Source organism: Streptomyces sp. Qhu_M48 (assembly GCF_051305195.1).
Lineage (GTDB): Bacteria > Actinomycetota > Actinomycetes > Streptomycetales > Streptomycetaceae > Streptomyces.
Genome location: NZ_CP195432.1, coordinates 6,545,992 through 6,571,948 on the forward strand (window position 1 = coordinate 6,545,992; position 25,957 = coordinate 6,571,948).

Genomic DNA, 25,957 nt, shown 5'->3' on the forward strand with positions numbered 1-25,957 from the left:
GTCTTACTGACGGGCAGTCTGATAAGAGGTGTCCACCGGTAACGCGACGACGGCCAGCCAGCGAGGTGCGCGACCATGACCCCCTTCACCGAGCCCGACTTCAGCCTCCTCCGGGACGCCCTGGGACCGCTGCGCGACCGCGAACAGGTCGCGCGGCGTCTGCTGGAGTCCTCCCGGAAGCACTCCTACGACCCGGACACCGAGCTCGACTGGGACGCGCCGTTCGAGGAGGGCAAGTGGTTCTGGCCGCCCGAACTCCTCTCCCTCTACGACACCCCGCTGTGGCACCGGATGTCCGAGGAGCAGCGGATCGCGCTCTCACGCCACGAGGCGGCCTCACTGGCCTCCCTCGGGATCTGGTTCGAGATCATCCTGATGCAGCTGCTCGTCCGGCACATCTACGACAAGTCGCTGACCAGCCATCACGTCCGATACGCGCTCACGGAGATCGCGGACGAGTGCCGGCACTCGATGATGTTCGCCCGGCTGATCCGGCAGGGCGGCACCCCGGCGTACCCGGTGCCGAGGGTCTACCACAACCTCGCGCGCGTCCTGAAGACCGTCTCCACCACCCCCGGCTCCTTCGCCGCGACCCTCCTCGGCGAGGAGATCCTCGACTGGATGCAGCGCCTGACCTTCCCGGACGAGCGGGTGCAGACCCTGGTGCGCGGGGTGACCCGCATCCACGTGGTCGAGGAGGCCCGCCACGTGCGGTACGCCCGCGAGGAGCTGCGGCGCCAGATGACGACCGCCCCGCGCTGGGAGCGGGAGTTCACCCGGCTCAGCTGCGGCGAGGCCGCCCGGGTCTTCTCCACCTGCTTCGTCAACCCCCAGGTGTACGAGGCCGTGGGCCTGGACCGGCGCGAGGCCGTCGCCCAGGTGAAGGCGAGCGGACACCGGCGCGAGATCATGCGGTCCGGTGCCGGGCGGCTCACGGACTTCCTCGACGACATCGGCCTCCTGCGCGGTCCGGGGCGCCGCCTCTGGAAGTCCTCGGGACTGCTCGCCTGACGGATCCCCCTGACCGGGCGAGCCACCGCGCGGTTACGCTGCGGGCATGACGAGTGCCGCCACTCCCGCGTACCGCAGACTCAGTGTCGAGCAGCGGCGCGGGCAGCTCCTCGACGCCGCCCAGGGGCTCTTCGCCCACCGGACGCCCGAGGACGTCTCCCTCGACGACGTCGCCGAGGCGGCCGGCGTCTCTCGGCCCCTCGTCTACCGGTACTTCCCCGGTGGCAAGCAGCAGCTGTACGAGGCGGCCCTGCGCTCCTCCGCCGACGCGCTGAACCACTGCTTCACCGAGCCGCCGGCCGGGCCGCCCACCGAGCGGCTGGGCCGGGTGCTCGACCGCTACCTGACCTTCGTCGACGAGCACGACGCCGGGTTCAGCGCCCTGCTGCGCGGCGGCAGCGTCGCCGAGACCTCCCGGACCACCGCGATCGTCGACGAGGTGCGGCGGGCCGCCGCCGAACAGATCCTCGTCCACCTCGGGGCGGAGCGGCCCGGGCCCCGGCTGAGCATGATGGTCAGGACGTGGATCGCCGCCGTGGAGGCGGCCTCGCTCATCTGGCTCGACGAGGAGAAGCGGCCCCCGGCCCCGGAGCTGCGGGACTGGCTCGTGGACCATCTCGTGGCCCTGCTCGCGGCGACCACGGCGAGCGACGAGGAGACGGCGGGGGTCGTCGCACGGCTCCTCGCCCAGGAGACGTCCGAGGGACCGGTGGCGAGGCTGGCCCGCCGGGTGGCGCCGGTGGTCGGCGCGGCGGCCCACCTGATCTGACCGGCGGGGAGACCCCGCGGGAGGGGACGGGGGCGAACGCGGGCCGGGGCCCGGAGGGGACACTGGAGGCGTGAGAAGCGAGAACACCCCCTTCCGTGGCGGCCCCCTCGACGGCCGGGCCCTGCCGATCCTGCTCGGCCCGACCGGTCACCCGCCGAAGTGGTACGAGGTCCCGGTCCCGGCCCACGACGGACGCCCGCCGACCCTGTACACGTACCGGCGCGAGCCCGCGGGGTACACGAAGCGGCTGGGACTCCAGCGGGGCTGGGTCTACCAGTACGCGCCCGAGGGCCGGGAGCGGCGGGAGCTGAGGTGGCCGTGGTCGAAGCCGAAGGGCACGGAGCCGAACGGGTGAGGCCGCCGGACGCGCCCCCATTCGTACGGTAATCGGATGAGGTGACGCGTCATCATCCCCGTGGAGGTGGTGACGTGTCGCGAAGGCTGCCGCGTACGGTCCGCACGGGGGCGCTCGCCGTGGCGAGCACGCTCACGGGAGTGGCGCTCCTGGGGGCGGGCCCGGCGGGCGCGGGCGCGCCGGAACCGCCGGCCGAACCCCCGGTGGAGGCGCCCATCGCCTGGGCCGACCCGTCGGCGGAGCCGGTGGAGCCGGTCGACCCGGAGGCGGGGACGACGGCACCGGGTGAGCGAGAGGCCGACCCGGACGCGGACACGGACACCGAGGCGGACCCGGAGACGGCACCGGTCGGGGCGGCGGCGGGACGCGACCCGGCCGACCCACCCCCCGAGCCTCCGGCCACGCCCCCGGCCGCTCCCTCCGCCACGACCACCGACGGGACCACTGCCGACGCCACCGTCGACGCCGACGCCCTCCCTCCCCCCGGCGGCGACTCCGTCACCGCCCTGCTGACCCGGATGCGCACCCTCTACCAGCAGGCGGAGGAGGCCACCGAGCGGTTCAACGCCGCCGAGGAGGCGCTGAAGCTCCAGACCACCGACACCCGGAAGGTCACCGCCCGGCTCACCGCCGCCCGTACCGCCCTGGCCGAGGGCCGCGCCGCGGCCGGCCGGATCGCCCGCGGCCAGTACCAGGGCAGGTCCGAGTTCTCCTCGTACCTGCGGCTGCTCCTCTCACCTGACCCCCAGTCGGCCCTGGACCAGGGGCACCTGATGTCCCGCGCGGCCCGCGACCGGGCCACGGCCGTCTCCCGGCTCGAAAGGGCCGAGCGGCAGGCCGGCACCCTGGCGAGCGCCTCCCGGAAGGCGCTCGACCGTCAGCAGACCCTCGCCGCCGCGCAGCGCACCCGGCGCGACGAGGTACGGGCCCGGCTCGCGGAGGTCGAGAAGCTGCTGGCCGGTCTCTCCCCCGGGCAGCTGGCCCGGCTCACCGAACTGGAGCGGGTCCAGACGGCGGGCGCGCAGCGCGAACTGCTCGACACCGGTGTCCTGGACGGCCGGCGCACCCCGTCCCGGGCGGGCGCGGAGGCGCTCCGGTTCGCGGTGGACCAGATCGGCAAGCCGTACGAGTGGGGGGCGGAGGGCCCGGGGACGTACGACTGCTCGGGCCTGACCCAGCGGGCGTGGGCGGCGGCGGGCCGGGAGCTGCCGCGCACCAGCCAGGAGCAGTGGGCGACGCTGCCCCGGGTGGAGCTGGCGGAGCTCCGCCCCGGGGACCTGGTGGTGTACTTCCCGGGCGCGACCCATGTGGCGGTCTATCTCGGCGAGGGCCTGGTGGTGCAGGCGCCGCGGCCCGGCGGGAAGGTGAAGGTCTCCCCGATCGCGGCGAACCCGCTGCTCGGCGCCGTTCGCCCCGACCCCGAGGGCGAGACCCTGTCGGCGTACACCCCGCCGCCGCTTCCGGCGGGGGCGAGGGACGGCGGGGACGAGGGCTACGACCGGAACTGAGGTGCCGGCACCGGCTGGTACGTCGTCGACGCGCTGTTCGCGGTGACGGGCCTCGTGACGCCCCTGCCCGTCCGCCCGGCGGAGGCCGCTACTCGACGATCGAGACGACCCCGAGCACCCAGATCCACACGTGCCCGACGACCCCCACGAGGCAGCCGCCGCCCACCAGGACGCCACGGACCGACCACCCCCCGGCCTCCGGTACGTACGCCTCGTCCCGGTCCTCCGCGTAGGAGTCCGGGTCGTCCCAGTCGACCGGGCGCCCCAGCCGCTCGGCGCAGGCGGCGCGCACCGCGGCCAGCTGCTCCTGGGCGAAGGCGGAGGCGGCGAGCGTCTCGGGTCCGTGCCAGGCGAGGGCCTTCATCCGCCGCCCGGGAGTGGCGTACCGCGCCTCGAAGGCGGCGGTCTCCCGGGCGCTCCGGTCCTCTTCGAGGTACGTCCAGCGCCCGGCCTCCGCCGCGTCCCCGTACAGCCGGTACATCTCGGCGAGCCGACGCCGCAGCGTCAGGTCGTTCGGGAACGACGAGACGAGCCCGCGCAGCCGCTGGCGCGCCATGGGGATCCGGCCGGCGGCGAGATCGGCGTCGACGCGGGCGAGGGTGTTCAGCGGGGACATGACCACATGATCGAGCACCGGGGCGGGGCGGCTCGACCCGTTTTACACGGACGGCCGGCACCCCGCACTCGGGGCACCGGCCGTCCGCCACGCTCTCCGGGATCAGGCTCCGGCGACCTCGGCCAGGTAGGCGTTCGTCTTCTCGGGGTCGAAGAAGAAGTTCTCGAAGTCCGAGGGGTCGTTGAAGCCGTTCGCGAAGCGGTCGGCGACCGGCTGGAGCTGGCCCGCGGCGCCGATCAGGTTGAGGACGTGCTCCGGCGGGACGCCGAGCATCGCGTTCGTCCACTTGGTGACGTGCCGCGCGGTGTCCCAGTAGCGGTCGAAGGTGGCCCGCATCCACTCCTCGTCGAAGGGCTTGTCGCCGTGCTCGACGATGGACGCGAGGTACGCGGCGGCGCACTTGGACGCCGAGTTGGACCCCTGGCCGGTGATCGGGTCGTTGGCGACGACCACGTCGGCGACGCCGAGGACCAGACCGCCGCCGGGGAGGCGGCCGATCGGGTTGCGGACGGTGGGCGCGTACCGGCCGGCGAGGGTGCCGCCCGCGTCGGTCAGTTCGACCCGGGTGGCCCGCGCGTACTCCCAGGGCGTGAACTTCTCCATCAGTTCGAGCGTCAGGGAGAGGTGCTCCGCCGGGTCCTTGACGCCCTGGAAGACGTCGAGCGGGCCGCCGGGGACGCCCTCCCAGAACAGGATGTCGGCACGGCCGCCGGTCGTCAGGGTCGGCATGACGAAGAGCTCGCCGACGCCCGGGACGAGGTTGCAGCGGACCGCGTCGAACTCCGGGTGCTCGGGGCGCGGGCCGAGACCGTGGACGTAGGCGACGGCGAGGGCCCGCTGCGGCGCGTCGTACGGCGAGCGGGACGCGTCCCGGCCGAACATCGAGACCAGCTCGCCCTTGCCCGCCGCGACCAGCACCAGGTCGTAGCTACGGGAGAAGTAGTCCAGGTCGCCGACGGCCGCGCCGTGGATCACCAGCTGGCCGCCGCGCTGGGCGAAGGTCTCCATCCAGCCGGCCATCTTCACCCGCTGGTCGACGGACTGGGCGTGCCCGTCGAGCCTGCCGACCCAGTCGATCGCGCGGCTGGAGTCGGGGGCGGCCACGGAGACGCCGAGGCCCTCGATCCTCGGGGCCTGGGACTCCCAGAAGTTGAGGCCGAGGTCCCGCTCGTGCTGGAGCGCGGTGTCGAACATGCACTGGGTGGACATGACCCGGCCGGCCCGGATCTCGTCCGCCGTCCGGTTCGACATGAGGGTGACCTCGTACCCCTGCGACTGGAGGCCGAGGGCGAGCTGCAGACCGGACTGACCGGCGCCGACTATGAGTATCTTCCGCATGGGTGGTGCTCCTGGCGTGACGGGGAGAACTATTCGGGGGTGGCTTCGAGCGCGTGCGCGACCATCGCGAGCAGGCTCTCGACGACGCTGTACCGCTTGCGCGCGTCCATGATCACGACGGGCACGTGCGGGGGCACGGTCAGGGCCTCCCTGACGTCGTCCGCCTCGAACAGCTCGGTGCCCTCGAAGTGGTTGACGGCCACGATGTACGGCAGTCCGCAGCTCTCGAAGTAGTCGAGGGCCGGGAAGCAGTCCGTGAGCCGCCGGGTGTCGGCGAGCACGATCGCGCCGATCGCCCCGCGCACCAGGTCGTCCCACATGAACCAGAAGCGCTGCTGCCCCGGCGTGCCGAAGACGTACAGCACCAGGTCGTTGTCGAGCGTGATCCGGCCGAAGTCCATCGCCACCGTGGTGGTGATCTTGTCCGGGGTGGCGGTGAGGTCGTCGGTGTCCTCGCTCGCCCGGGTCATCAGCGCCTCGGTCTGGAGCGGGGTGATCTCCGAGACCGCCCGGACGAAGGTGGTCTTGCCCACGCCGAAGCCGCCCGCGACGACGATCTTCGTCGCGATCGGGGCACGGGTGTGGTCGAGCTGCCAGTCCCGGGCGCCGTCCTCGGTGTCCGGGCCGGCGGTATCCCGTCGGAACAGATCGGTGTCGGGCGCCTTGGGCTGCGCGGGAATGCCCGCCACCGCCGGAGCATCGGAGACGGCGGAGGCGTCAGAGACGACGGAGTCCACTCAGCACCCTTTCGAGGAGCGCGCGGTCGGGCTGGCCGGTGCCGTGACCGGTCCCGTACACACGGATCTTTCCCTGGTCGGCCAGGTCGCTGAGGAGCACCCGGACGACCCCCAACGGCATCTTCAACAGCGCCGAGATCTCCGCGACCGTCCGCATCCGGCGGCAGATCTCGACGATGGCCCGCATCTCCGGCATCAGACCGCGGGCGCCGGGCCCGCCGTCCGTCAGGACCTTGCGCACGGCGGGCGCTTCGAGCGCCGCCACGAAGGTCTCGACGAGCAGGACGTGGCCGAAGCGGGTACGACCGCCGGTCAGCGAGTACGGGCGTACGCGCGCCGGGCGGCGCGCGTCTCCCCGTACCGGCAGCCGGTGGGCGTGGGGCCCGGGGTAGGCCGACGAAACTGACGTCACTGGGTGCTCTCCATCGATTTGCGCAGCTCGCTGCGGACTTCGGGGGTGAGTACGTGACCGGCGCGGCCCACGAAGAGCGCCATGTGGTAGGCGACGACGCTCATGTCGCAGTCGGGCGTGGCGTGCACGCCGAGCAGCGAACCGTCGCTGATCGACATCACGAAGACGCTGCCCTCCTCCATCGCCACCATGGTCTGCTTGACCCCGCCACCGTCCATCAGCCGGGCGGCGCCGATGGTCAGGCTGCCGATGCCGGAGACGATGGTGGCCAGATCGGCGCTGGAGCCGCGCGGCCCGTCGGGACGGCCGGCTTCGGCGGCGGCCGTCGTGCTCTGCTGGGCGGCCGGGTCGGACGAGAGCAGCATCAGGCCGTCGGAGGAGACGACGGCGACCGAGCGGACCCCGGGTACCTCCTCCACCAGATTCCCCAGCAGCCATTGCAGGTTGCGGGCTTCCGTGCTCAGTCCGAACGTTCCCGTCGCAGTCAACTGCGTGCCTCCTCGACTGTGTCCCCCGTCATCTCCTCTGTACGTGCAGTCCTTACGGCTTCCGCGCCCGGCGTGTCCATCTCGGCCTCCACGTCGCGGCGCCCTGCCTTGGCGCCCTGGTGGAAGCCGCCGAGCCGGCGGCGCAGGGCCTCCGCGTCCACGCCGCCCTGACGGGGCGTGGTGGCGGCGCCGGCCGGGCGGACCACCTGCGGGGTGCGCTTGGGCAGGCCCTTGTCGGTGACCCGCTCCCCCTGCGCGTTGCGCGGCCCGGGAACCGGCTGGTCGGTGACCGGCTCCGGGTCGGAGGGCGCCGGGGGCCCGGTGGGTCCGGTGGGTCCGGTCTCGGTGCGCACCGGCTCCGCGGGTACGGGCTCCGCCGGTGCGGGCCCGGCGTGCGGTGCGGGGTCGGCGGCCGCGTCGGCGGCGCGCTCGTGGGCGTCCGGCTCCGGCGGCGGGTCGGGCAGCCGGACCTGGAGCGTGGTCTCGGAGACGGACTCGCGGGGGGCGACGGGCCCGTCGTGGGGCCCGTCGGGAACGGGCTCCTCGTACGCGGGTTCGGGGGCGTACGCGGGCGTCGTCGCGTCGTACGCGGGCTCGAACGGCGTCCCGTCGTACGCGGGCTCGAACGGCGTCCCCGGCTGCGGCTGCGGCTCCGGATCCACCGGCGCGGTCGGCTCCGGCTCGTGCCGCTCCTTCGCCGCGTTCACCTCCGCCGCCAGGAACGCCCGCTCGGCCGCCTCGACGAGGGGGTCGCGGTTCCGGGACTGCAGGGTGTTGGAGTTCGCCTCCGCGGCCGAACCGGGCAGCTGGAGCGCGGGCGGCGCGCCCGGCACCCGTACCGGCTCCGTCACGGCGGCCGGCGGGGCGGTGGGGAGCAGCGGCCGGGGCAGGACCACGACGGCCGCCGTGCCGCCCGGCTTCTGCTCGCGCAGCTCGACGCGGACGCCGTGGCGGGCGGCGAGCAGCGCTGTCACCCGCATGCCGAGGCCCTCGCCGTCGAAGGCGGCCGGGTCGGCCTCGGCCAGGCGCGCGTTGAGCTCGGCGAGCCGGGAGGAGGTCATGCCGATGCCCGCGTCCTGCACGGAGAGCATCACCTCACCGGACTCCAGGAGCCAGCCGGAGAGCTGGACCTCGGCGTCGGGCGGCGAGAAGGAGGTGGCGTTCTCCAGGAGTTCCGCGATCAGGTGGCTCAGGTCGTCCGCGGCGAAGCCCGCGATCTGGGCGTGCGGCGGCAGGGACTGGATGGTGACCCGCTCGTACCGCTCGATCTCGCTGACGGCGGCGCGCAGCACGTCGACGAGCGGGACGGGCCCGGCGTGGCCGTGGACGTGCTCGTGCCCGGCGAGCACCAGCAGGTTCTCGCTGTGGCGGCGCATGACGGTCGCCATGTGGTCGAGCTTGAAGAGGGTCGCGAGGCGGTCCGGGTCCTGCTCGCGCTCCTCCAGCTTCTCGATGACGCCGAGCTGCCGCTCGACGAGCCCGAGGCTGCGCAGCGAGAGGTTGACGAAGGTGTGGTGGACGGTGCTCCTGAGCCGTTCGAGGTCGGCGGTCAGAAGGGCGACCTGGCCCTGCAGGTCGGCGCGCTGGGTGGCCAGCTCGGCGCCGAGGGCCTCCTTGGCGGCGGTCAGGTCGGCCTGTCCGCCGCTGAGGCGCTCGCTGTGGACGGCGAGTCCGGAGAGCTTGCCGTGCAGGGTGTTCAGGGAGCGGACGACCTGCGCGAACTCGTCGTTGCGGCCGGTGAAGCGGATCGGCTCCTCGGCCTGCGGGGCGGGGGCGCCGGCGAGCCTGGCCGCGCCGATGCGGAGGACGGCGAGCGGCCGGGTGAGGGTGCGGGCGACGTACGTGGAGATGCCGATCGCGACCAGCAGACAGCCGCCGAGGAAGGCCACGCGCAGTTCGAGGGCGGTGACGTCGTCGTCGCGGAGGGCGCCGAGCCGTTCGACCCGCTCGGCGGCGAGCGCGGACTCGACGCCGCGCATCTGCTCGATACGGGCGGAGAGCGCGGCCTCCAGGCCGGCCGGGTCGGTCTCGCGCTCGGTCTCCGTCAGCCGGGGCTGGTCGGTGAGGGAGGCCAGCGCGCGCTCGGCGCTCTTGACGTCGGGGCCCGCGACGGTCGCGGCGAAGGAGTCACGGGCGGCGGAGCCGGCGGCCTGGTCGAAGTCGCCGAGGGCGGCGAGTTCACGGACCCGGGCCTGCTGGGCGGCGGCGGTGAGGCTGTCGCGGGCGCGGTCGGCCTCGGCGGCGCCCGCGGGCACGTCGGGGACGTAGGTGCCGGTCTCGGGGTCGTAGTGGACCTCGCCGGTGGGCTCGGGCTGCGGCACGGAGAGCGCGGCGATGAGCAGTCCGCGTGCGGCGGAGGCCTGCTCGACGGCGCGGCCGAGGGCCGCGGGGGCGCGGGTGGCCTCGGTCAGCGCCGTGTCGGCGGCGCGGGCCGGGGTCTGGTCGGCCAGTTCGTCGGCGAGGACCTGGAGCTTGCCGATGACCTGCGTGTAGGCCCGGTGGGCCTCCAGGGCCGAGCCCTTGCCGGTGAGGGCGGTGCGGCGGACGGAGGGGACCCCGGCGAGGTCGCGGCGGAGTTCGACGGAGGCGGCGGGCCGGATCTCGTCGATCTGGCGGTCGACCCGGGTGGACCGGGTGCTGGTGATCTGCCGCTTGTCCTTGGCGTCGCCGGTCTGGTTGTCACGGCCCGCGGCGATGTACGCGACGACCTCGTCGCGCTCGTCGGCGAGGGAGTGGGCCAGGGTGACGGCCTGCCGGTCGAGTTCGGCGAGGGTGAGCAGGCTCTGGGCGTCGTTGAGCTGGGCGGAGGCGGTGAGGATCGCGGGGACTCCGGCGACGAGGACCGTGATGCCCACGAGGGCGACACCGGCGACCAGCCGGTTCCGGACGCGCTTGGCGCGGCCGGCGGGGGGCTGGGGCCGTGCGGGGTCCTGGAGCTGCGTCCCCGCGGGGGGTGCCGTGGCGGTGCCCTCCACGGTCGGCGCCGCACCGGGGGTCTGGCTCCGCGTGCCGTTCTTGCTCCGAGGCCGCTTCATCTGCACCGGTGCTCGCATTCTTGACTCGTCCGCCCACAAAGCAGAGGTGACGGCCGGTCACATGGAGCACCCCCACCCCTGGTACGGCTTCCGACCATTCCAGCGCTTCTGTGAAGGGGGCGCGCATCGGCCGCTCCGCCACCCGAACGAGTGAACAACACTCATGAGTTGGCGAACAACTTCTCCGGGTGGCGCCGCAGGGCCCCGAAAGGCCCTCGGTTGGATCTTCCGGGCGGGCTTTGGCAGGATGCCCGCCCGCAGCTCCGCGGAGGTGACCGCTCCGCCTCTTCCGTCGCCCTCCGCGGGTTGGTACAGGCCATTTCCGGTCATTTGCAGGTCCGGTGAAGGAGTGTGCGGAGCCGGGCACACTGGTCGTCATGCGCAGCGATGTCGCCTCCCTCCCCGGCAGCCCCGAACGCCCCAACGAGGACTGGGTGGCCACCGCCCTGCCCTCTTCGGGCAGCGGGGGAACCGTCGTCCTCCTCGACGGCGTCACACCACCCGCCGGTGATGACGGTTGTGTGCACACCGTGCCGTGGTTCACCGCTCGGCTCGGCGGGGCTTTGACCGAACTGTCCGCTTCCCGGCCGGACATGTCCTTGTCCGAGATCCTGTCGCGGGCAATCCGGCGCACCGCGGAAGCCCACCGGGACACCTGTGACCTTTCTCACGTACGCACCCCTCAGGCAACCGTGGTGCTCGCCCGCTGGGACGACACCTCGGTCGAACACCTCGTCCTCTCCGACTCCGTCCTCCTCCTGGAGTCGCCGGAGGGGGCGGTGCGGGCCGTGCTCGACGACCGGCTCGACCGGGTGCCGGACGAGATCCTGCGCTCCCTCGCGGCGACGGACCGGCTGCGGAACCGGGAGGGGGGCTTCTTCACGGCGGCGGCGGACCCGGCGGTGGCGGAACGGGCGGTGACGGGGACGAGCCCGCGCGCGCGGGTGCGGTCCCTGGCCGCGCTCACGGACGGGGCGAGCCGCTGGGTGGAGCTGTTCGCCGAGGGCGACTGGGCGGAGTGCCACGGCGTCCTGCGCGAGGAGGGCGCGCTCGGCCTGCTCCAGCGGGTACGGATCCTGGAGGCGGCGGACGAGCGGGCGGGCGGGATACGTCGCTGGAAGCTGCACGACGACGCGACGGCCGCGTTCCTGGAGCTCGGCCCGGTCAGCCTTCCGCGCGCACGTTGAAGTGGTTCAGGAGGCGGGCGAGTTCGGCGACCTCGGCGCGGTCCCAGTCGGCGAGCTTGCGGACGTACCGCTCGCGACGGGCGTCGCGGACGCGCCGGAAGCGGTTCCGCCCCTCCTCGGTGAGACGGACGAGCGAGGCGCGGCCGTCGGCGGGGTCGGGGTCGCGGGCGACGAGCCCGAGGTCCTCCAGGGCGCGCAGCTGCCGGCTCATGGTGGCCTTGCCGACCCCGAAGTACCCGGCGAGTTCGGTGGCCCGCTGGGGGCCGGCGTCGTCGAGGCGGACGAAGAGCCCGTAGGCGGCGGGCTCCAGCTCGGGGTGGACCTCGCGGGCCATCTCGCCGGACTGGGCGCGGGCGCGGCGCAGGAAGACCGCCAGCTCGCGTTCGAGCGCGAGGAACTCCCGGTCGACCGCGACGGGCGGGGTGGCCCGGCTCGTACCGCCCGCGGACGGGGTGGCCCGGTGTTCGCTTCCCGAACCGCCCGCGGACGGGGTGGCCCGGTGTTCGCTTCCCGTACCGCTTCCGTGCACGTCAGCACCTCTCAGGAGTTCTCTCACGGCCCGCCGACGGCTTTCCGGCCGTTGAAAGTTTCTTCCGGCCGAGGCCATCGCCGCAGCTCCTTCAGAGTTTCGCAGGAGTAGACCAACGGCGGCGTCCGGGCCCCCTTCCGTCGGCCGGGTCTACGTGCGTAGCGTCATCACCGGCGTCATCGCTGACATGTCCACACCAGACCTGTCGACATCGCTCCCCCACCGATCCTTTCGGAGGCACGCAATGCGTGTGCACAGATCCGGAACGACCCTCGCCGGCGCCGCGCTCGCGGCCCTGGCCCTCCTCCTCCCCCTCGCCGGATCCGCCGGTGCCGCCCAGGACCCGGGCGTCCGGCAGGTTCCCGCGCGCGGCTCCGCCAGCATGGGCATGGGCGTCCTCGCCCACGACGGGCGCGACGGCGCACCCGGCGGCGGCTCCGGCCGGGCCGCGCAGACGGAAGGCGTGGACGTCTCCAGTCACCAGGGGAACGTCGCCTGGTCCACGCTGTGGAACAGCGGCGTCAGGTGGGCCTACGTGAAGGCGACGGAGGGCACCTACTACAAGAACACCTTCTTCGCCCAGCAGTACAACGGCTCGTACAACGTGGGCATGATCCGGGGCACGTACCACTTCGCCACCCCGGACACGACGACCGGCGCGGCCCAGGCGGACTACTTCGTCAACAACGGCGGGGGCTGGTCGCCGGACGGCAGGACCCTGCCGGGGGTGCTCGACATCGAGTGGAACCCGTACGGCGCGACCTGCTACGGCAAGACCCAGGCCGGGATGGTGAGCTGGATCCGCGACTTCGTGAATCGCTACAAGGCGAGGACCGGCCGGGACGCCGTCATCTACACGGCGACCAGCTGGTGGACCCAGTGCACCGGCAACTACGCGGGCTTCGCCGCGACCAACCCGCTGTGGATCGCGCGGTACGCCGCCACCGTGGGCGAACTCCCGGCCGGCTGGCAGTACTACACGATGTGGCAGTACACGTCCTCCGGCCCCACGGTCGGCGACCACAACCACTTCAACGGCGATCTCTCGCGGGTGCGGGCGCTCGCGAACGGCTGACGCCGACGTCTCACGAGGCGGCCCCCGGGTGTGTGGCACCCCCGGGGGCCGCTTCGGCTTTTCCGGCCGACCCTCTTGCCTATTGGTATGGACCAATGCGACGCTCTACGCCGATCGCCCGGTATTCAACTTCCCGGCGCTCAGCGCGCGTTGCTCGTTCCGTCCTCCCCCACGCACGAGAGAGAGCCCCCGCATGCAGTCCTCCCGCCGTACCGCCACCGGCGTGGCCGCCCTGTCCGCCGCCGCCGCACTCGTCAGCCTCACCCCCACCACCGCGAGCGCCCACGGTGCCGTCTTCAACCCCGTCAGCCGGGTGGCCGCCTGTTACGCCGAGGGCCCCGAGACGCCCAAGTCGCAGGTGTGCAAGGACCTCGTCGCCGACTCCGGCACCCAGCCGCTCTACGACTGGAACGAGGTCAACATCGCCAACGCCGCCGGCCAGCACCAGACGGTCATCCCGGACGGCAAGCTCTGCTCGGCGAACCGCGCGAAGTACCGGGCCCTGGACTGGGCGCGCACCGACTGGCCGGCGACCGCGGTCGCCGCGGGCTCCTTCGGCTTCAAGGTCCGGGTGACCGCCGCCCACGCCGGCACCATGACCGTCTACATCACCAAGCCGGGCTTCGACCCCACGCAGCCCCTGAAGTGGTCGGACCTGGACGCGACCCCCGTCGCCGTCTACAACACCACCCGCACCGCCACCGACGGCTTCTACAACTTCACGGGCACCCTCCCGGCCCGCACCGGCCGCCACATCGTCTACAAGGTGTGGCAGCGCAACGACAGCCCCGAGGCCTTCTACAGCTGCTCGGACGTCACCTTCGGCGCCGCGGCCGCGCCCGCGCAGGCCAAGGCCCCGACCGAGGCGAAGATCGCGGCGGGCGCGTCCCTGTCCACCGTGAGCCACGCGGGCCACGGCGGCGACGAGCAGGCGCCGGCCCTCTCCGCCGAGACCGCCGCGGCCCCCTCCTCGCCGCTCCCCCTCGCCCTGGCGGGCGCGGGCGGCCTCGCGGTCTTCGCGGCGGGCAGCCTGCTCCTGGGCCGGCGCCGGAACACGTCCGCCTCCTAGGAGCCGGATCTCCCGAGCGGGAAGAGGGCGGTGAGCCGGGGTAGCGCCAACCCCTCCGGTCGAGCCCCCTGCGGTTCGCCGTCCTCTTCCCAGCCCCGGCTGTCGGCGAGTTCGTCCGCGAGCTCCTCGGCCAGCTCCTCGACGGCGTCGAGGAACTCCTCGCCCTCGTCGTCCTCCTGGCCGGTCAGCTCGTCGTAGGCGTCCTGCGCCACGTAGTCGAGCTCCTCCCACTCCGGCCACTCGTCGTCGTCCCACTCGTCCTGGTGGCGTCCCACGAGAGCCCGCACCTCGGGCACGTCGGCCAGCGCGTCCGGGTCGGCGACGACCGACTCGTACACCTTGCGCCCCTGGCCCACCAGCCAGAGCGTGAAGTAGTCGAAGCCGTCGTCGGAGCAGGACCCGCCCTCGATCCGGTTCGCCGCCCGCCACAGCGCGTGCGTCGCCGCGGCCTCGCCCGCGTCCTCGAGGCGCACCTGGAACTCCACGCTCTCCGTGGCCGGCCGGCGGAGCAACTCCGTCCGCAGCCACTCCAGCCGCTCGTCCCGGTCACCGGGGCGGCGGCTCAACTCGTCCATGAGAGCCCAGAAGGCGTCTTCGTTCATGCGTACGAGCATGACACCCCTCGCTGACATCCAGGTGACGAATTTCCTCCGGTGCGCCCCGGCTCCCACCGGACACGGCGGAGCGGGGTGCCCCGTCCGAGGACACCCCGCTCACCGTGGGCCCGCTACGCCGCCACGCCCACCGGTACCGCCGCCGGAGCCAGCGCGATCTCCAGCACCTGACGGACGTCCGTCACCGGGTGGACCTCCAGCTTCTCCAGGATCTCGGCCGGGACGTCGTCCAGGTCGGCCTCGTTCCGCTTGGGGATCACGACCGTCGTGATGCCCGCCCGGTGCGCGGCGAGCAGCTTCTGCTTGACGCCGCCGATCGGGAGGACCCGGCCGGTGAGGGAGACCTCGCCGGTCATGGCCACGTCCGTGCGGACGAGCCGGCCGCTCAGCAGCGAGGCCAGTGCGGTCGTCATGGTGACGCCCGCGCTCGGGCCGTCCTTGGGGACGGCGCCCGCCGGGAAGTGGACGTGCACGCCGCGGTCCTTCAGACCGGTGACGGGCAGCTCCAGTTCCGCGCCGTGCGAACGGAGGAAGGAGAGCGCGATCTGCGCCGACTCCTTCATCACGTCGCCGAGCTGACCGGTGAGGGTCAGGCCGGAGGCGCCGGTCTCCGGATCGGACAGGGACGCCTCCACGAAGAGGACGTCACCGCCCGCGCCGGTCACCGCGAGCCCGGTGGCGACGCCGGGGACGGCGGTGCGGCGCTCCGCCGGGTCCTGGGCCGACTCCGGTACGTGGTGCGGCCGTCCGATGAGCCCCCGCAGGTCGTCGGGGCCGACCGTGAAGGGCAGTGCGCGTTCGCCGAGTTCGTGCTGGGCCGCGATCTTGCGGAGCAGCCGGGAGAGGGCGCGCTCCAGGGTGCGGACGCCCGCCTCGCGGGTGTACTCACCGGCCAGCCTGCGCAGGCTCGCGTCCTCCAGGACGACCTCGCCGGGCTCCAGGCCCGCGCGCTCCAGCTGCCGGGGCAGCAGGTGGTCGCGGGCGATGACGACCTTCTCGTCCTCCGTGTAGCCGTCGAGCCTGACCAGCTCCATACGGTCGAGGAGGGCCTCGGGGATGGCTTCGAGGACATTGGCCGTGGCCAGGAAGACGACGTCGGAGAGGTCGAGTTCGACCTCCAGGTAGTGGTCGCGGAAGGTGTGGTTCTGCGCCGGGTCGAGGACTTCGAGGAGGGCCGCCGCGGGGTCGCCGCGGAAGTCGGAGCCGACCTTGTCGATCTCGTCGAGCAGGATCACCGGGTTCATGGACCCGGCCTCCTTGATCGCGCGGACGATCCGGCCGGGGAGGGCGCCGACGTAGGTCCTGCGGTGACCGCGGATCTCCGCCTCGTCCCGTACGCCGCCGAGGGCGACCCGCACGAACTCGCGTCCCATCGCGTGCGCGACGGACTCGCCGAGGGAGGTCTTGCCGACGCCGGGCGGGCCGACGAGGGCGAGTACGGCTCCGCCGCGGCGGCCGCCGACCACGCCGAGGCCGCGCTCGGCACGCCTCTTGCGCACGGCCAGGTACTCGGTGATGCGCTCCTTCACGTCGTCCAGGCCCGCGTGCTCGGCGTCGAGGACGGCGCGGGCGCCCCTGATGTCGTACCGGGCCGCGCCGTCGTCGGATCGCTCGTTCCACGGCAGTTCGAGGACGGTGTCCAGCCAGGTGCGGATCCAGGAGCCCTCGGGGGACTGGTCGCTGGACCGCTCCAGCTTCTCGACCTCCTTGAGGGCGGCCTCGCGGACCTTCTCGGGCAGGTCGGCGGCCTCCACGCGGGCGCGGTAGTCGTCGGACTCGTCGGCCGCGTCCTTGGACTCGCCGTTGAGGTCGCGGAGCTCCTTGCGGACGGCTTCGAGCTGGCGGCGGAGCAGGAACTCGCGCTGCTGCTTGTCGACGCCCTCCTGGACGTCCTTGGCGATGGTCTCGGCGACGTCCTGCTCGGCGAGGTGCTCGCGGAGCTGGGCGGTGGCGAGCTTGAGGCGGGCGACCGGGTCGGCGGTCTCCAGGAGCGCGACCTTCTGCTCGACGGTGAGGAAGGGCGAGTAGCCGGAGTTGTCGGCGAGGGCGCCGACGCCGTCGATCTGCTGGACGCGGTCGACGACCTGCCAGGCACCGCGCTTCTTGAGCCAGCTGGTGGCCAGCGCCTTGTACTCCTTGATCAGGTCGGTGACCTGGCCGGGGAGCGGGTCGGGCAGGGTCTCCTCGACGGTGCCGCCCTCGACCCAGAGGGCCGCGCCGGGCCCGGTCGTACCGGCGCCGATGCGCACGCGGCCGATGCCGCGGATCAGGGCTCCGGGGTCGCCGTCGGACAGCCGTCCGACCTGCTCGACGGTGCCGAGGACGCCGGTTCCGGCGTAGGTCCCGTCGACGCGGGGCACGAGCAGCACCCGCGGCTTTCCGGCGCCGGGCCGGGCGGCGGCCTGGGCCGCCTCGACGGCGGCGCGCACCTCGTTGTCGGACAGGTCGAGCGGCACCACCATGCCGGGCAGCACGACCTCGTCGTCGAGCGGCAGCACGGGCAGAGTGAGCGGCACGGACGGCTTGGAGTCAGAAGCCATGATCTCCCCTTCGGCAGTCAAGTTGAGCTATGTGGACTCAATGCATGTGAGCCCGAGGATGTTCCCGACCGCCCGTTCGCTCTGAGCGATCACTCTCCCGTCGACCGGGCCCGAGCCGATGTAATGACCCTATGGATATCTCGTCTATTACATCGGCGTGGGTGGCGGGCTGGACCCTCTCCCGGGGGACCCCGGCGGCCGTCGCCGAGCCCTGGGGATACCGGATCGACGTCGGTCTCCCCCGGCACGTCGTGCGGCATGTCCTGCCCGCCCCCGACGCGGACTCCGTCGGCGCGCTCTGCGCCCGCCTCACAGCCCCGTACAGCTGGCTCAAGATCATGGCGGGCCCCGAGGACGCGGCCGCGTGGATCACCGACGGGTGGACCGTCCCCGACGACCCCGGCTTCATGATGGTCAAGCCGCTCGACCCCGGGACCCGGCCCGTGCCGCCGGAGGGGTACGCCCGGACCACCGAGGTCAGGGACGGCGTCATCCGGGTCCGGATCCTCGCCCCCGACGGCACCCTGGCCGCCCGCGGCCAGATCGCGCCCACCGGCTCGACCGCCGTCGCCGACCAGATCGAGACCGACACCGCGCACCGGCGGCGCGGTCTCGGCGCCAACGTCATGCGCACCCTGGAGGCCGCCGCCGCCCAGGCGGGCGCCGGGACCGGGGTGCTCTCCGCGACCACGGACGGGCTCGCGCTGTACGACTCGCTGGGCTGGCGGTACCGGGGGCCGCTCACCGGAATCGTCCGGGACGGCCCCTGACGTACGGCCCCGGGCCCCGGCCGTCCCGACCGAACCCGGCCGTCCGGCTGCGCGCCGCGCCCGTCACCCGGCATGCTCGGTCCATGGTGCGAGGCGTACGGCGGACGTGGTGCGGGGCCCTGCTGCTGGCGGGTGCCCTGGTCGGCGGCGTGAGCGGCTGCGGGTCGGGCGGCGGGTCCGCGCCGGGCGCCACCGGCCCCACCGCCACCGCACCCGGCGCCACCACCGGCCCGGGCAACACCGGCCCGGGCACCACCACCGCCACGCCGGGAACCCCGAGCACCCCGAGCACTGCGGGAACCCCGGGCACTGCGGGCACCCCGTCGGCCGACCCGCAGCCGGGTGAGGTCCTCGTCGAGGTGGTCGTGAGCGGTGGCCTCGCCGGAGTCCGCAACCGGCTCGTCGTCCACTACGACGGCGGCTGGACCAGCCGCTCCGGAACCGAGCCGCCCCGCACCGGTCGGCAGACCCCCGCCGAGGCCGCCGAGCTCCGGGCCGCCCTGGAGGACCCCGCGTACGCCCGGGTCCCCGAGCGGCCCACCGGCAGCCCGGTCGCCGACGGCTTCCGGTACTCCGTGACGTACCGCCACCGCCTCGTCGTCGCCGGCGACGGGGAACGCCCTCCCGCCCTCCGGCGGGTCTTCGCCGCCCTCCCGGAGGGCGGCCCGCCGACGGACCCCTGAGCGGAGGGACACGCACCGGGCCGGGCACGCGCGCGATCCCGTGGACGGAACCGGCACACACGCGCGATCCCGTGAACCGGACCGGCCCGCGCGGGCGATAGAGAGGGCGTGAGACTGTTGCGCCCCGCAGGGGGAGGCCCCGCCGGGGGCGACGAGGACGACTCCGCGCTGCTGCGCGCGGTCGCCCGGGGGGACACCGAGGCGCTCGCCGTGCTGTACGACCGGCACGCCGGCTGGCTGCACGCGCGCCTCGCCCGGCGCTGCCCGGACGAGGAGACCGTACGGGAGGTCCTCCAGGACACCTTCGTCACGGTCTGGCGCTCGGCGGGCGGCCACCGGGGCCGGGGCGAGGCCGGTGGCTGGCTCTGGGTGATCGCCGCCCGGCGGCTGGTCGACGCCCAGCGGGCACGCGCCCGCGTGGAGCGCGCCGCCACCCCGGCGGAACCGCCCCCGACCGCGCCCTCCGCCGAGGAACGGGTGCTCGCGGGCCTGGAGTACGGGGAGGTGGGCGCCGCCCTCGACCGGATCTCTCCCGAACTCGCCGAGGTCCTGCGGGCGACCGTCGTCGACGGCCTGACGACCCGCGAGACCGCCCGGCTCCTCGGCATACCCGAGGGCACCGTCAAGACCCGCGCCCTGCGCGCCCGCCGCGAACTGCGCGCGGCTCTCGGGGCGCCCCGCCCCGGGGGACCCCACGCCCTGGGAGGCACCGCATGACGTCCCCCTGGCACGTCACCGAGACCCTGGCGGCCCGTTACGCGCGGGGCACGGCCCCCGAGACGGACGCCTGGTCCCTGGAGAAGCACGTCGAGTCCTGCGGCGGCTGCGCGGCCCGCGTCTCGGCCGCCGTCCGCTCCGGCGCGGCGGGCCCCGTCCTCGCGTCCGTCCGCGACGAGCTCCTGACCTCCCTCGGACACCTCCCCGCGCCGGCCGCCGCCAACGGGGGCTCCCGGCGGCGCGCGCCCGCCGCCGGGAGCCCCCTCGGGCGCTGGGCGCGGTTCTGGTGGGCTGTCGGGCCCGCGCTTCGCGGGTCCTGGGTGGTGGCCGTGCTCCTCGTCGTCGGCGGGGCCTTCGCACTCGCCCACGGGGCCGGCTTCCGGGGCGCGCGGAGCCTGCTGCTCGCCGTCTCGCCGCTCCTTCCGCTCGCCGGGGTCGCCGTCTCGTACGGGCGGCACGCCGATCCGCTGTACGAGATCACCGCCGCCACCCCGTCCGGCGGACTGCGGCTGCTGCTCACCCGTACCGCCGCCGTCCTGGCCGTGTGCGTGCCGCTGCTGACGGCCGCCGGGGCGCTGCTGCCGCCGGTGGCCGGCTTCCCGGGCGCGGCCGCGTGGCTGCTCCCGGGTCTCGCGCTGACCCTGGGCGCGCTCGCGCTCGGTTCGTTCGTGGGCTGCAGGGCGGCGGCCGCGACGCTCGGCGGCGGCTGGCTGCTCACCGTCACGGGCCCTCTGCTCGGCCGGCCGGACGCGGGTGCCGCTCCGGGGATGGCCGCGCTCGCCCCGTACTTCTCCGGCCCCGCAGCTCAAGGGGGGTGGGCGGCCGCCGCGCTCGCCTGCGCCGGCCTGCTCGCGCTGCGGCGCCGTTCCTTCGACCACCTGGAGCCCCGGTGAACATCCCGACCGCCGTCGCGGTGACCGGACTGACCGTCCGCCACCGCCGTACCGTCGCCCTCGACCGGCTCGACCTCTCCCTCGGGCCCGGCGTCCACGGCCTGCTCGGCCCGAACGGAGCCGGGAAGACCTCCCTCATCCGGGTCCTCGCGACCGTCGCCGCGCCCTCCTCGGGCCGGGTGGAGCTGCTCGGCGGCGACGCCACGAGCCACCGCGACCGGACCGGCATCCGGCGCCGGCTCGGGTATCTGCCCCAGGAGTTCGGCTACTACCCGGGATTCACCGTGCGGGAGTTCGTCGCGTACGTCGCCTGGCTCAAGGAGCTGCCGGCCGACCGGGTCCCGGCGGCCGTGGAGCGCGCGGTGCGGCGGGTCGGGCTCGGCGACCGGATCGACGCGCGGATGAAGACGCTCTCGGGCGGCATGGTCCGGCGCGCCGGGATCGCCCAGGCGATCGTGAACGGACCCGAGCTGCTGCTGCTCGACGAACCGACCGCCGGTCTCGACCCGGAACAGCGGGTCGAATTCCGCTCGCTGCTGAGGGAGTTGGGCACGGAGGCGACGGTGGTGGTCTCCACGCACCTGGTGGAGGACGTGGCCGCCGCGTGCACCGAGGTGGCCCTGATCGAGGCGGGCCGGCTCGCCTTCCAGGGCACGACGGCCGAACTGACGGCACTCGGCGGCGCGTCCGCCGAGGCGGACGACTCCACGACGCACGCCGTCGAGCGCGGCTACACCGCCGCCCTGCGCGCCCACCGGTCGTCCACGGAGACGAAGGGGGCGCTCCGATGACCGCCACCCTCACCCCGCCGGGCACCGAGCCGACCGCGCCCGTACGGGCCCCCTCGCCGCTCCTGACCGAGCTGCGGCGCGGACTCGGCCCGTGGGCCGGCGCCGCCGTCGCCCTCACCCTGCTCCTGACGATGTACGGCAAGGCGCCCGGCTGGCAGGCCCGCTGGAGCGACGCCACGAACATGCTGCACGTCGCCGCCGGGCTGCTCGGCGGGCCGCTCGCGCTCGCCGCGGGCTGCTGGCAGGGCGGCCGGGACCGGCGGCGCCGGACGGTGGACCTCTGGGAGTCCGTCCCCCGGCCGCCGCTGCGCCGGGTGCTCGTCGCGGCGGCCCCGTCCGCGCTCTGGCCCGCCGCCGGTGTGCTCCTGGCCGACGCCGTCTGCCTCCTCGCGACCTGGCCGTACGTCTCCGGTGGCCGTCCCTTCCTCGAACTCCTCGCCGCCGACGTGGTGGCGGTCGGCGCCCTCGGCGCGCTCGGCCATGTCGCCGGACGGGTGGTCCGCTGGCGGCTCACGGCCCCGCTCCTGGGCATCGTCGGGTACGTGGGGCTCGCCGTCGCCACGTACGCGGAGAGCGCCGCGCGCTGGCTGGGACCCGCCGCCGAGCACCAGTCCTTCTGGGACCGGCCGGTGTGGTGGTTCGGGCCCGTGTCGATGGCGTGGACGGCGGGTCTCGCGCTCACCGCGCTCCTCGCGTACGGCCTCCGTCCGGCCCGGCTGCGGCCGATCGCGCTGGTTCCGCTGGCCGTGGCGGTCGCCGCCGCCGGCCTGATCCTGCGCCTTCCGGCGGACCAGGGGCCGTGGCGCCCGGACCCGGCCCTGGCCCGGCAGGTCTGCGACGACGGCACGCCGCAGGTGTGCCTGACGGCCCTGGACCAGAATCTGCTGCCGGAGGTGTCGGCGGTGCTCGCCCCGCTGAACGCCCGCCTCAGGGGGCTGCCCGGCGCCCCGGTGCGCTGGGTGGCCGGCCCGTACGGACCCACCCGCCCCGGCGACGTCGAGCTGCCCGACGCCGCCGAGGACGCGACGCGCGGTCGGCTCACCCGCCCCGACGTGTACCTGAACTCAGCCGTGACCTGGCTGTTCTCGGACACGTGCGAGCCGGGCGACGGCACGGGCCCGAACGCGCGCCGGGCGAGCGACATCCACCTCGCCGTCTCCGAGTGGCTGGCTCCGACCCCCGCCGACTACGGCCCCGACCCCACCGCCGCCCTGCCGTACATCGAGCGGCTACGCGCCAAGACCCCGGCCGGGCAGCGCGACTACCTGGCCCGCTATCTCGGGGCGAACAGCTGCCACCCGGACGAGGTGCCGGTCCCGTGAGGCTCTACCTGCGCTCCCGCGCGGTGCCCGCCACGCTCGCCGCCCTCGTCGGCACGGCGGTGGTCGCCGCCCTCGCGGCCCGCTGGCTGCTGTCACTGCCCGGCTTCGACCACACGGCCCGGCTGCCGGTCGTCGTCTTCGGCCCGCTGCTCGCGGTGGCCGCGATCGGCACCGGCCTGCACACGCCGAGCGACGAGCTGGACCGTACGGCGGTCCGCCCGTGGTGGCCCCGGCGCCTCGCCCACCTGCTCGCCCCGACCGCGCTCGCCGTCGGCCTGCTGGCCCTCGCCGTGCCGGGTCACGCGGAGGCCTTCGGGCCGCCCGCCGCCGTACGCAACACGCTGGGGCTCGCGGGGGTGACGGCGGGCGCCGCCGCCCTCGTGGGGGCCCGGCTGAGCTGGCTGCCGCCCGCCTTCTCCGTCGGCGCGGTCTATCTGGCGGCGCCGTCCCGGCCGGGCGGTACGGCCCAGTGGTGGGCCTGGGTGATGCAGCCGGGTCCGCAGGGCGGGGCGTGGACGGTGGCGGTCGCCGCGTTCGTGGCCGGTTCCGGTCTGTACGTGTGGCGGGGCGGCCGACGGGTTCCGGCCGCCGAGTCCTGATCCGCGCCCCTCCCGTCGGCGGAAGCCCGCACGGGGCGCCGGAGCCCTCCCCGTGCGGCGTGGCCCCACGCGCCGTCCGACCCGGTCCTTCGTCCGGCGCCGCGCACCGCGTGCCTTCGTCCGGCGCCGCGCACCGCGTGCGGAGCGGTGCCCGCCGGTGCCCACGCCTGTCCGGAACCCATCTCTCCTCCCCCGTAACGGGTTTGTCCCGGCCGCGTCGCCCCGCGAGGATGGGCCGGGACCGACCGCCGAGACGAGAGCGGAGACCGCAGATGCCGGCACCTGTGACCCTCGACCGCCGTGAAGGACCGTACGGAGAGGTCGTACTGCGCCGCCGTGCCGAGCACTTCGAGATCATCGCCAACGGGACCTTCCTGATGGACACCTCCGACGGGCGTTCCGAGCGGCTCCTGATCGACGCCGCGCAGGCCGCGCTGTCCGACGCCGCCCGCGCCGGTGCCTCCGTCCTCGTCGGCGGCCTCGGCGTCGGCTTCTCCCTCGCCCACGCCGCCGCCGACCCCCGCTGGAGCCGGATCACCGTCGTCGAGCGGGAGGAGGCGATCGTCGACTGGCACCGGCGGGGACCGCTCGCGTCGATCTCCGGCGCGGCTCTGGCCGATTCCCGCACCGTGATCCTGCACACGGACCTGGTGGACCACCTCGCCACCTCCTCCGACACGTACGACGCCCTCTGCCTGGACATCGACAACGGGCCGGACTGGACGGTCACCGAGGACAACGAATCCCTGTACACGGCCGAGGGATTGGCGGCCTGCGCGGCCCGGCTCAATCCGGGCGGAGTGCTCGCCGTGTGGTCCGCCCAGCCCTCCGCCGATTTCGAAGGGTCCTTGCGGAATGCCGGATTCAGCGGGGTACGGACGGAAGAGATCCCCGTTGCCCGGGGCGTCCCCGACGTGGTCCACCTCGCCGTCCGTCCCGGATAGCTCCTGGATAGCCGGGACGCCGCCGGTACCTCTAGGCTGCTGAGCCGACATCGGCGACGCGAGGCGGGGCAATGGAGCAGACACACACCACTCACCACGGTGCGGCGGCCACTCCGGGGGCCCAGCGGCGCGTCCTGGTGGTCGAGGACGACGCGACGATCGTCGAGGCGATCTCCGCCCGGTTGCGCGCCGAGGGCTTTCTCGTGCAGACCGCGACCGACGGCCCGGCGGCCGTCGACGCGGCCGAGGCCTGGCAGCCGGACCTGATGGTCCTCGACGTGATGCTGCCCGGTTTCGACGGCCTGGAGGTGTGCCGCCGGGTCCAGGCCCAGCGCCCCGTCCCGGTCCTCATGCTGACCGCCCGCGACGACGAGACCGACATGCTGGTCGGCCTGGGCGTGGGCGCCGACGACTACATGACCAAGCCGTTCTCCATGCGTGAACTGGCCGCCCGGGTGCACGTGCTGCTGCGCCGGGTGGAGCGGGCCGCGCTCGCGGCGGTCACCCCGCGCAGCGGCATCCTGCGCCTGGGCGAGCTGGAGATCGACCACGCCCAGCGCCGGGTCCGGGTCCGCTCCGAGGACGTGCACCTGACCCCGACCGAGTTCGACCTGCTGGTCTGCCTGGCGAGCTCCCCCCGGGCGGTCCTCTCCCGCGAGCAGCTGCTCGCCGAGGTCTGGGACTGGGCGGACGCCTCGGGAACCAGAACCGTGGACAGCCACATCAAGGCGCTGCGCCGGAAGATCGGGGCCGAGCGGATCCGCACGGTCCACGGCGTCGGCTACGCGCTGGAGACCCCGGCGCTGTGAGCCGGCGGGGGCCCGGAGGGCCGCGGGAGCAGCGGGGGCCCGGCGGTGCGGTGCGCCGGCGGCGTCGGATCGTGATCTCGATCAAGACCAAGCTGGGCACGCTGGTCGTCGGGGCGGTCCTGCTGACCTCCTGCCTGGCCCTGGTGGCGATCCGCACGTCCACGGAGTTCCGGTACATCACGATCTTCGCCATGATCGCGACCCTGTTGATCACCCAGTTCGTGGCGCAGTCCCTGACGGCTCCGCTCGACGAGATGACGACGGTGGCCGGGACGATCTCGCGCGGGGACTTCACCCGCCGGGTGCGGGGCGCGGACCGGCGGGACGAGCTGGGCGACCTCGCGTCGACGATCAACCGGATGGCGGACGACCTGGAGGCGGTCGACCGGCACCGCAAGGAGCTGGTGGCCAACGTGTCGCACGAGCTCCGCACCCCGATCGCCGCGCTCAGGGCCGTACTGGAGAACGTCGTGGACGGGGTCTCCGAGGCTGATCCGGAGACGATGCGGGGGGCGCTCAAGCAGACCGAGCGGCTGGGTCGGCTCGTGGAGACGCTGTTGGACCTGTCGCGCCTTGACAACGGTGTCGTCGGACTGCGGGCGAGCCGTTTCGAGGTCTGGCCGTACCTCTCGGGAGTTCTGCGGGAAGCGAACCTGGCCGCCTCGCAGCGCGGGCTCTCGTCCACCTCGGGCCTGCACAACCGCACGGACGTCCATCTGCACCTGGACGTGTCGCCGCCGGAGCTGGTCGCGCACGCGGACGCGGAGCGGCTGCACCAGGTGATGGCGAACCTGATCGACAACGCGGTGAAGCACTCGCCGCCGCACGGCCGGGTCACGGTCAGGGCCCGGCGCGGCCGGTATCCGGACTCGCTGGAGCTGGAGGTCGAGGACGAGGGCCCCGGCATCCCCGAGTCGGAGCGGCACAAGGTCTTCGAGCGCTTCAACCGGGGTACGGCGGCGCACCGGTCGGGGCCGGGGAGCGACGGCGGCACGGGGCTCGGGCTCGCGATCGCCCGTTGGGCGGTGGATCTGCACGGCGGCGGGATCGGTGTGGCCGAATCCGCACGCGGCTGCCGCATCAGGGTCACTCTTCCGGGAAGTCCCCGTCCGAGAGATTGACGTAGGGTCGAACAGGAGGAGCCGG

The 25,957-nt window shown here is 74.2% G+C and carries 26 protein-coding genes; 17 read left to right on the top strand and 9 right to left on the bottom strand.

Annotation, left to right across the window (positions count from 1 at the left end):
* The first annotated feature begins 75 nt into the window (after positions 1-75).
* The 4 genes from ACRRSS_RS29205 to ACRRSS_RS29220 all read left to right on the top strand — a co-directional run bounded on the left by ACRRSS_RS29205 (position 76) and on the right by ACRRSS_RS29220 (position 3,643).
* The gene (locus ACRRSS_RS29205) at positions 76-1,011 is read left to right on the top strand and encodes an AurF N-oxygenase family protein (RefSeq protein ID WP_435974041.1); all 936 of its coding nucleotides are present in this window, start codon (positions 76-78) and stop codon (positions 1,009-1,011) included.
* 46 nt (positions 1,012-1,057) lie between these two features.
* Entirely contained in the window at positions 1,058-1,780 is a 723-nt protein-coding gene (locus ACRRSS_RS29210; RefSeq protein ID WP_435974042.1) for a TetR/AcrR family transcriptional regulator, read from the top strand.
* A gap of 70 nt (positions 1,781-1,850) precedes the next feature.
* Positions 1,851-2,135 carry a hypothetical protein gene (locus ACRRSS_RS29215; protein WP_351895536.1) on the top strand — a complete coding sequence of 95 codons (285 nt, stop codon included), beginning with the start codon at positions 1,851-1,853 and terminating at the stop codon, positions 2,133-2,135.
* Positions 2,136-2,209: 74 nt separating this feature from the next.
* Positions 2,210-3,643 (top strand): NlpC/P60 family protein, encoded by a 1,434-nt coding sequence (locus ACRRSS_RS29220; protein ID WP_435974043.1) that lies wholly within the window; start codon positions 2,210-2,212, stop codon positions 3,641-3,643.
* An 88-nt stretch (positions 3,644-3,731) separates the two neighbouring features.
* On the opposite strand, the gene ACRRSS_RS29225 is transcribed toward ACRRSS_RS29220, so the two are convergent.
* From ACRRSS_RS29225 to ACRRSS_RS29250, 6 genes are all read right to left on the bottom strand, one after another.
* Positions 3,732-4,259, bottom strand: a complete 528-nt coding sequence (locus tag ACRRSS_RS29225; RefSeq protein WP_435974044.1) for a DUF6584 family protein — start codon at positions 4,257-4,259, stop codon at positions 3,732-3,734.
* Between the two features lie 102 nt (positions 4,260-4,361).
* Positions 4,362-5,597 carry a styrene monooxygenase/indole monooxygenase family protein gene (locus ACRRSS_RS29230; RefSeq protein WP_435974045.1) on the bottom strand — a complete coding sequence of 412 codons (1,236 nt, stop codon included), beginning with the start codon at positions 5,595-5,597 and terminating at the stop codon, positions 4,362-4,364.
* A gap of 29 nt (positions 5,598-5,626) precedes the next feature.
* Positions 5,627-6,334: a GTP-binding protein gene (locus tag ACRRSS_RS29235; protein WP_435974046.1), complete on the bottom strand. Its 708-nt coding sequence runs from the start codon at positions 6,332-6,334 to the stop codon at positions 5,627-5,629.
* Positions 6,315-6,746: a DUF742 domain-containing protein gene (locus ACRRSS_RS29240; protein WP_435974047.1), complete on the bottom strand. Its 432-nt coding sequence runs from the start codon at positions 6,744-6,746 to the stop codon at positions 6,315-6,317. Before ACRRSS_RS29240 ends, ACRRSS_RS29235 begins: the two co-directional genes overlap by 20 nt.
* Complete coding sequence (locus ACRRSS_RS29245) at positions 6,743-7,234, bottom strand: roadblock/LC7 domain-containing protein (protein ID WP_435974048.1); 492 nt, start codon at positions 7,232-7,234, stop codon at positions 6,743-6,745. Before ACRRSS_RS29245 ends, ACRRSS_RS29240 begins: the two co-directional genes overlap by 4 nt.
* On the bottom strand, positions 7,231-10,287 hold the full coding sequence (locus ACRRSS_RS29250; protein WP_435974049.1) for a nitrate- and nitrite sensing domain-containing protein: 3,057 nt from the start codon (positions 10,285-10,287) through the stop codon (positions 7,231-7,233). Before ACRRSS_RS29250 ends, ACRRSS_RS29245 begins: the two co-directional genes overlap by 4 nt.
* A gap of 359 nt (positions 10,288-10,646) precedes the next feature.
* Here ACRRSS_RS29250 and ACRRSS_RS29255 point away from each other — a divergent pair, with 359 nt between their 5' ends.
* A complete protein-coding gene (locus ACRRSS_RS29255; RefSeq protein WP_435974050.1) occupies positions 10,647-11,456 on the top strand; it encodes a hypothetical protein in 810 nt (269 codons plus the stop codon).
* On the opposite strand, the gene ACRRSS_RS29260 is transcribed toward ACRRSS_RS29255, so the two are convergent.
* The gene (locus ACRRSS_RS29260; RefSeq protein ID WP_435974051.1) at positions 11,434-11,985 is read right to left on the bottom strand and encodes a MarR family winged helix-turn-helix transcriptional regulator; all 552 of its coding nucleotides are present in this window, start codon (positions 11,983-11,985) and stop codon (positions 11,434-11,436) included. The genes ACRRSS_RS29255 and ACRRSS_RS29260 overlap by 23 nt on opposite strands.
* Positions 11,986-12,229: 244 nt before the next feature.
* On the opposite strand from ACRRSS_RS29260, the gene ACRRSS_RS29265 reads away from it, so the two are divergent.
* Positions 12,230-13,060 (top strand): lysozyme, encoded by an 831-nt coding sequence (locus tag ACRRSS_RS29265; protein WP_435974052.1) that lies wholly within the window; start codon positions 12,230-12,232, stop codon positions 13,058-13,060.
* Between the two features lie 193 nt (positions 13,061-13,253).
* Complete coding sequence (locus ACRRSS_RS29270) at positions 13,254-14,129, top strand: lytic polysaccharide monooxygenase auxiliary activity family 9 protein (RefSeq protein WP_435974053.1); 876 nt, start codon at positions 13,254-13,256, stop codon at positions 14,127-14,129.
* On the opposite strand, the gene ACRRSS_RS29275 is transcribed toward ACRRSS_RS29270, so the two are convergent.
* Positions 14,126-14,731, bottom strand: coding sequence for a DUF4240 domain-containing protein (locus tag ACRRSS_RS29275; RefSeq protein ID WP_435974054.1), 606 nt, complete (start codon positions 14,729-14,731; stop codon positions 14,126-14,128). The genes ACRRSS_RS29270 and ACRRSS_RS29275 overlap by 4 nt on opposite strands.
* A gap of 125 nt (positions 14,732-14,856) precedes the next feature.
* Positions 14,857-17,283, bottom strand: a complete 2,427-nt coding sequence (gene lon / locus ACRRSS_RS29280; protein WP_435974055.1) for an endopeptidase La — start codon at positions 17,281-17,283, stop codon at positions 14,857-14,859.
* Positions 17,284-17,414: 131 nt separating this feature from the next.
* Between lon and ACRRSS_RS29285 the strand changes: the two genes are divergently transcribed.
* The 10 genes from ACRRSS_RS29285 (at position 17,415) to ACRRSS_RS29330 (ending at position 25,932) form a co-directional block, all read left to right on the top strand.
* Positions 17,415-18,053: a GNAT family N-acetyltransferase gene (locus ACRRSS_RS29285; RefSeq protein ID WP_435974056.1), complete on the top strand. Its 639-nt coding sequence runs from the start codon at positions 17,415-17,417 to the stop codon at positions 18,051-18,053.
* 83 nt (positions 18,054-18,136) lie between these two features.
* On the top strand, positions 18,137-18,736 hold the full coding sequence (locus ACRRSS_RS29290; RefSeq protein WP_435974057.1) for a hypothetical protein: 600 nt from the start codon (positions 18,137-18,139) through the stop codon (positions 18,734-18,736).
* A 108-nt stretch (positions 18,737-18,844) separates the two neighbouring features.
* The gene (locus tag ACRRSS_RS29295) at positions 18,845-19,453 is read left to right on the top strand and encodes an RNA polymerase sigma factor (RefSeq protein ID WP_435974058.1); all 609 of its coding nucleotides are present in this window, start codon (positions 18,845-18,847) and stop codon (positions 19,451-19,453) included.
* Positions 19,450-20,346 (top strand): zf-HC2 domain-containing protein, encoded by an 897-nt coding sequence (locus ACRRSS_RS29300; RefSeq protein WP_435974059.1) that lies wholly within the window; start codon positions 19,450-19,452, stop codon positions 20,344-20,346. The genes ACRRSS_RS29295 and ACRRSS_RS29300 overlap by 4 nt, the downstream gene beginning before the upstream one ends.
* Complete coding sequence (locus ACRRSS_RS29305) at positions 20,343-21,137, top strand: ABC transporter ATP-binding protein (protein ID WP_435974060.1); 795 nt, start codon at positions 20,343-20,345, stop codon at positions 21,135-21,137. The genes ACRRSS_RS29300 and ACRRSS_RS29305 overlap by 4 nt, the downstream gene beginning before the upstream one ends.
* Positions 21,134-22,459, top strand: a complete 1,326-nt coding sequence (locus ACRRSS_RS29310) for a hypothetical protein (RefSeq protein WP_435974061.1) — start codon at positions 21,134-21,136, stop codon at positions 22,457-22,459. The genes ACRRSS_RS29305 and ACRRSS_RS29310 overlap by 4 nt, the downstream gene beginning before the upstream one ends.
* Complete coding sequence (locus ACRRSS_RS29315; protein ID WP_435974062.1) at positions 22,456-23,058, top strand: hypothetical protein; 603 nt, start codon at positions 22,456-22,458, stop codon at positions 23,056-23,058. The genes ACRRSS_RS29310 and ACRRSS_RS29315 overlap by 4 nt, the downstream gene beginning before the upstream one ends.
* Positions 23,059-23,330: 272 nt before the next feature.
* Positions 23,331-24,002 carry a spermidine synthase gene (locus ACRRSS_RS29320; protein ID WP_435974063.1) on the top strand — a complete coding sequence of 224 codons (672 nt, stop codon included), beginning with the start codon at positions 23,331-23,333 and terminating at the stop codon, positions 24,000-24,002.
* A 71-nt stretch (positions 24,003-24,073) separates the two neighbouring features.
* Positions 24,074-24,811 (top strand): response regulator transcription factor, encoded by a 738-nt coding sequence (locus ACRRSS_RS29325; protein WP_435974064.1) that lies wholly within the window; start codon positions 24,074-24,076, stop codon positions 24,809-24,811.
* A gap of 50 nt (positions 24,812-24,861) precedes the next feature.
* Positions 24,862-25,932: a HAMP domain-containing sensor histidine kinase gene (locus ACRRSS_RS29330; RefSeq protein WP_435974065.1), complete on the top strand. Its 1,071-nt coding sequence runs from the start codon at positions 24,862-24,864 to the stop codon at positions 25,930-25,932.
* Positions 25,933-25,957: the final 25 nt, after the last annotated feature.

What these genes read in the sequence shown, in the direction of transcription:
- ACRRSS_RS29285 (WP_435974056.1), top strand. Translation starts at nt 17,415, where the DNA reads ATGGATATCTCGTCTATTACATCGGCGTGGGTGGCGGGCTGGACCCTC.
- ACRRSS_RS29300 (WP_435974059.1), top strand. Translation starts at nt 19,450, where the DNA reads ATGACGTCCCCCTGGCACGTCACCGAGACCCTGGCGGCCCGTTACGCG.
- ACRRSS_RS29310 (WP_435974061.1), top strand. Translation starts at nt 21,134, where the DNA reads ATGACCGCCACCCTCACCCCGCCGGGCACCGAGCCGACCGCGCCCGTA.
- ACRRSS_RS29265 (WP_435974052.1), top strand. Translation starts at nt 12,230, where the DNA reads ATGCGTGTGCACAGATCCGGAACGACCCTCGCCGGCGCCGCGCTCGCG.
- ACRRSS_RS29270 (WP_435974053.1), top strand. Translation starts at nt 13,254, where the DNA reads ATGCAGTCCTCCCGCCGTACCGCCACCGGCGTGGCCGCCCTGTCCGCC.
- ACRRSS_RS29250 (WP_435974049.1), bottom strand. Translation starts at nt 10,287, where the DNA reads ATGCGAGCACCGGTGCAGATGAAGCGGCCTCGGAGCAAGAACGGCACG.
- lon (WP_435974055.1), bottom strand. Translation starts at nt 17,283, where the DNA reads ATGGCTTCTGACTCCAAGCCGTCCGTGCCGCTCACTCTGCCCGTGCTG.
- ACRRSS_RS29325 (WP_435974064.1), top strand. Translation starts at nt 24,074, where the DNA reads ATGGAGCAGACACACACCACTCACCACGGTGCGGCGGCCACTCCGGGG.
- ACRRSS_RS29225 (WP_435974044.1), bottom strand. Translation starts at nt 4,259, where the DNA reads ATGTCCCCGCTGAACACCCTCGCCCGCGTCGACGCCGATCTCGCCGCC.
- ACRRSS_RS29290 (WP_435974057.1), top strand. Translation starts at nt 18,137, where the DNA reads ATGGTGCGAGGCGTACGGCGGACGTGGTGCGGGGCCCTGCTGCTGGCG.
- ACRRSS_RS29230 (WP_435974045.1), bottom strand. Translation starts at nt 5,597, where the DNA reads ATGCGGAAGATACTCATAGTCGGCGCCGGTCAGTCCGGTCTGCAGCTC.
- ACRRSS_RS29205 (WP_435974041.1), top strand. Translation starts at nt 76, where the DNA reads ATGACCCCCTTCACCGAGCCCGACTTCAGCCTCCTCCGGGACGCCCTG.
- ACRRSS_RS29320 (WP_435974063.1), top strand. Translation starts at nt 23,331, where the DNA reads ATGCCGGCACCTGTGACCCTCGACCGCCGTGAAGGACCGTACGGAGAG.
- ACRRSS_RS29210 (WP_435974042.1), top strand. Translation starts at nt 1,058, where the DNA reads ATGACGAGTGCCGCCACTCCCGCGTACCGCAGACTCAGTGTCGAGCAG.
- ACRRSS_RS29275 (WP_435974054.1), bottom strand. Translation starts at nt 14,731, where the DNA reads ATGAACGAAGACGCCTTCTGGGCTCTCATGGACGAGTTGAGCCGCCGC.
- ACRRSS_RS29255 (WP_435974050.1), top strand. Translation starts at nt 10,647, where the DNA reads ATGCGCAGCGATGTCGCCTCCCTCCCCGGCAGCCCCGAACGCCCCAAC.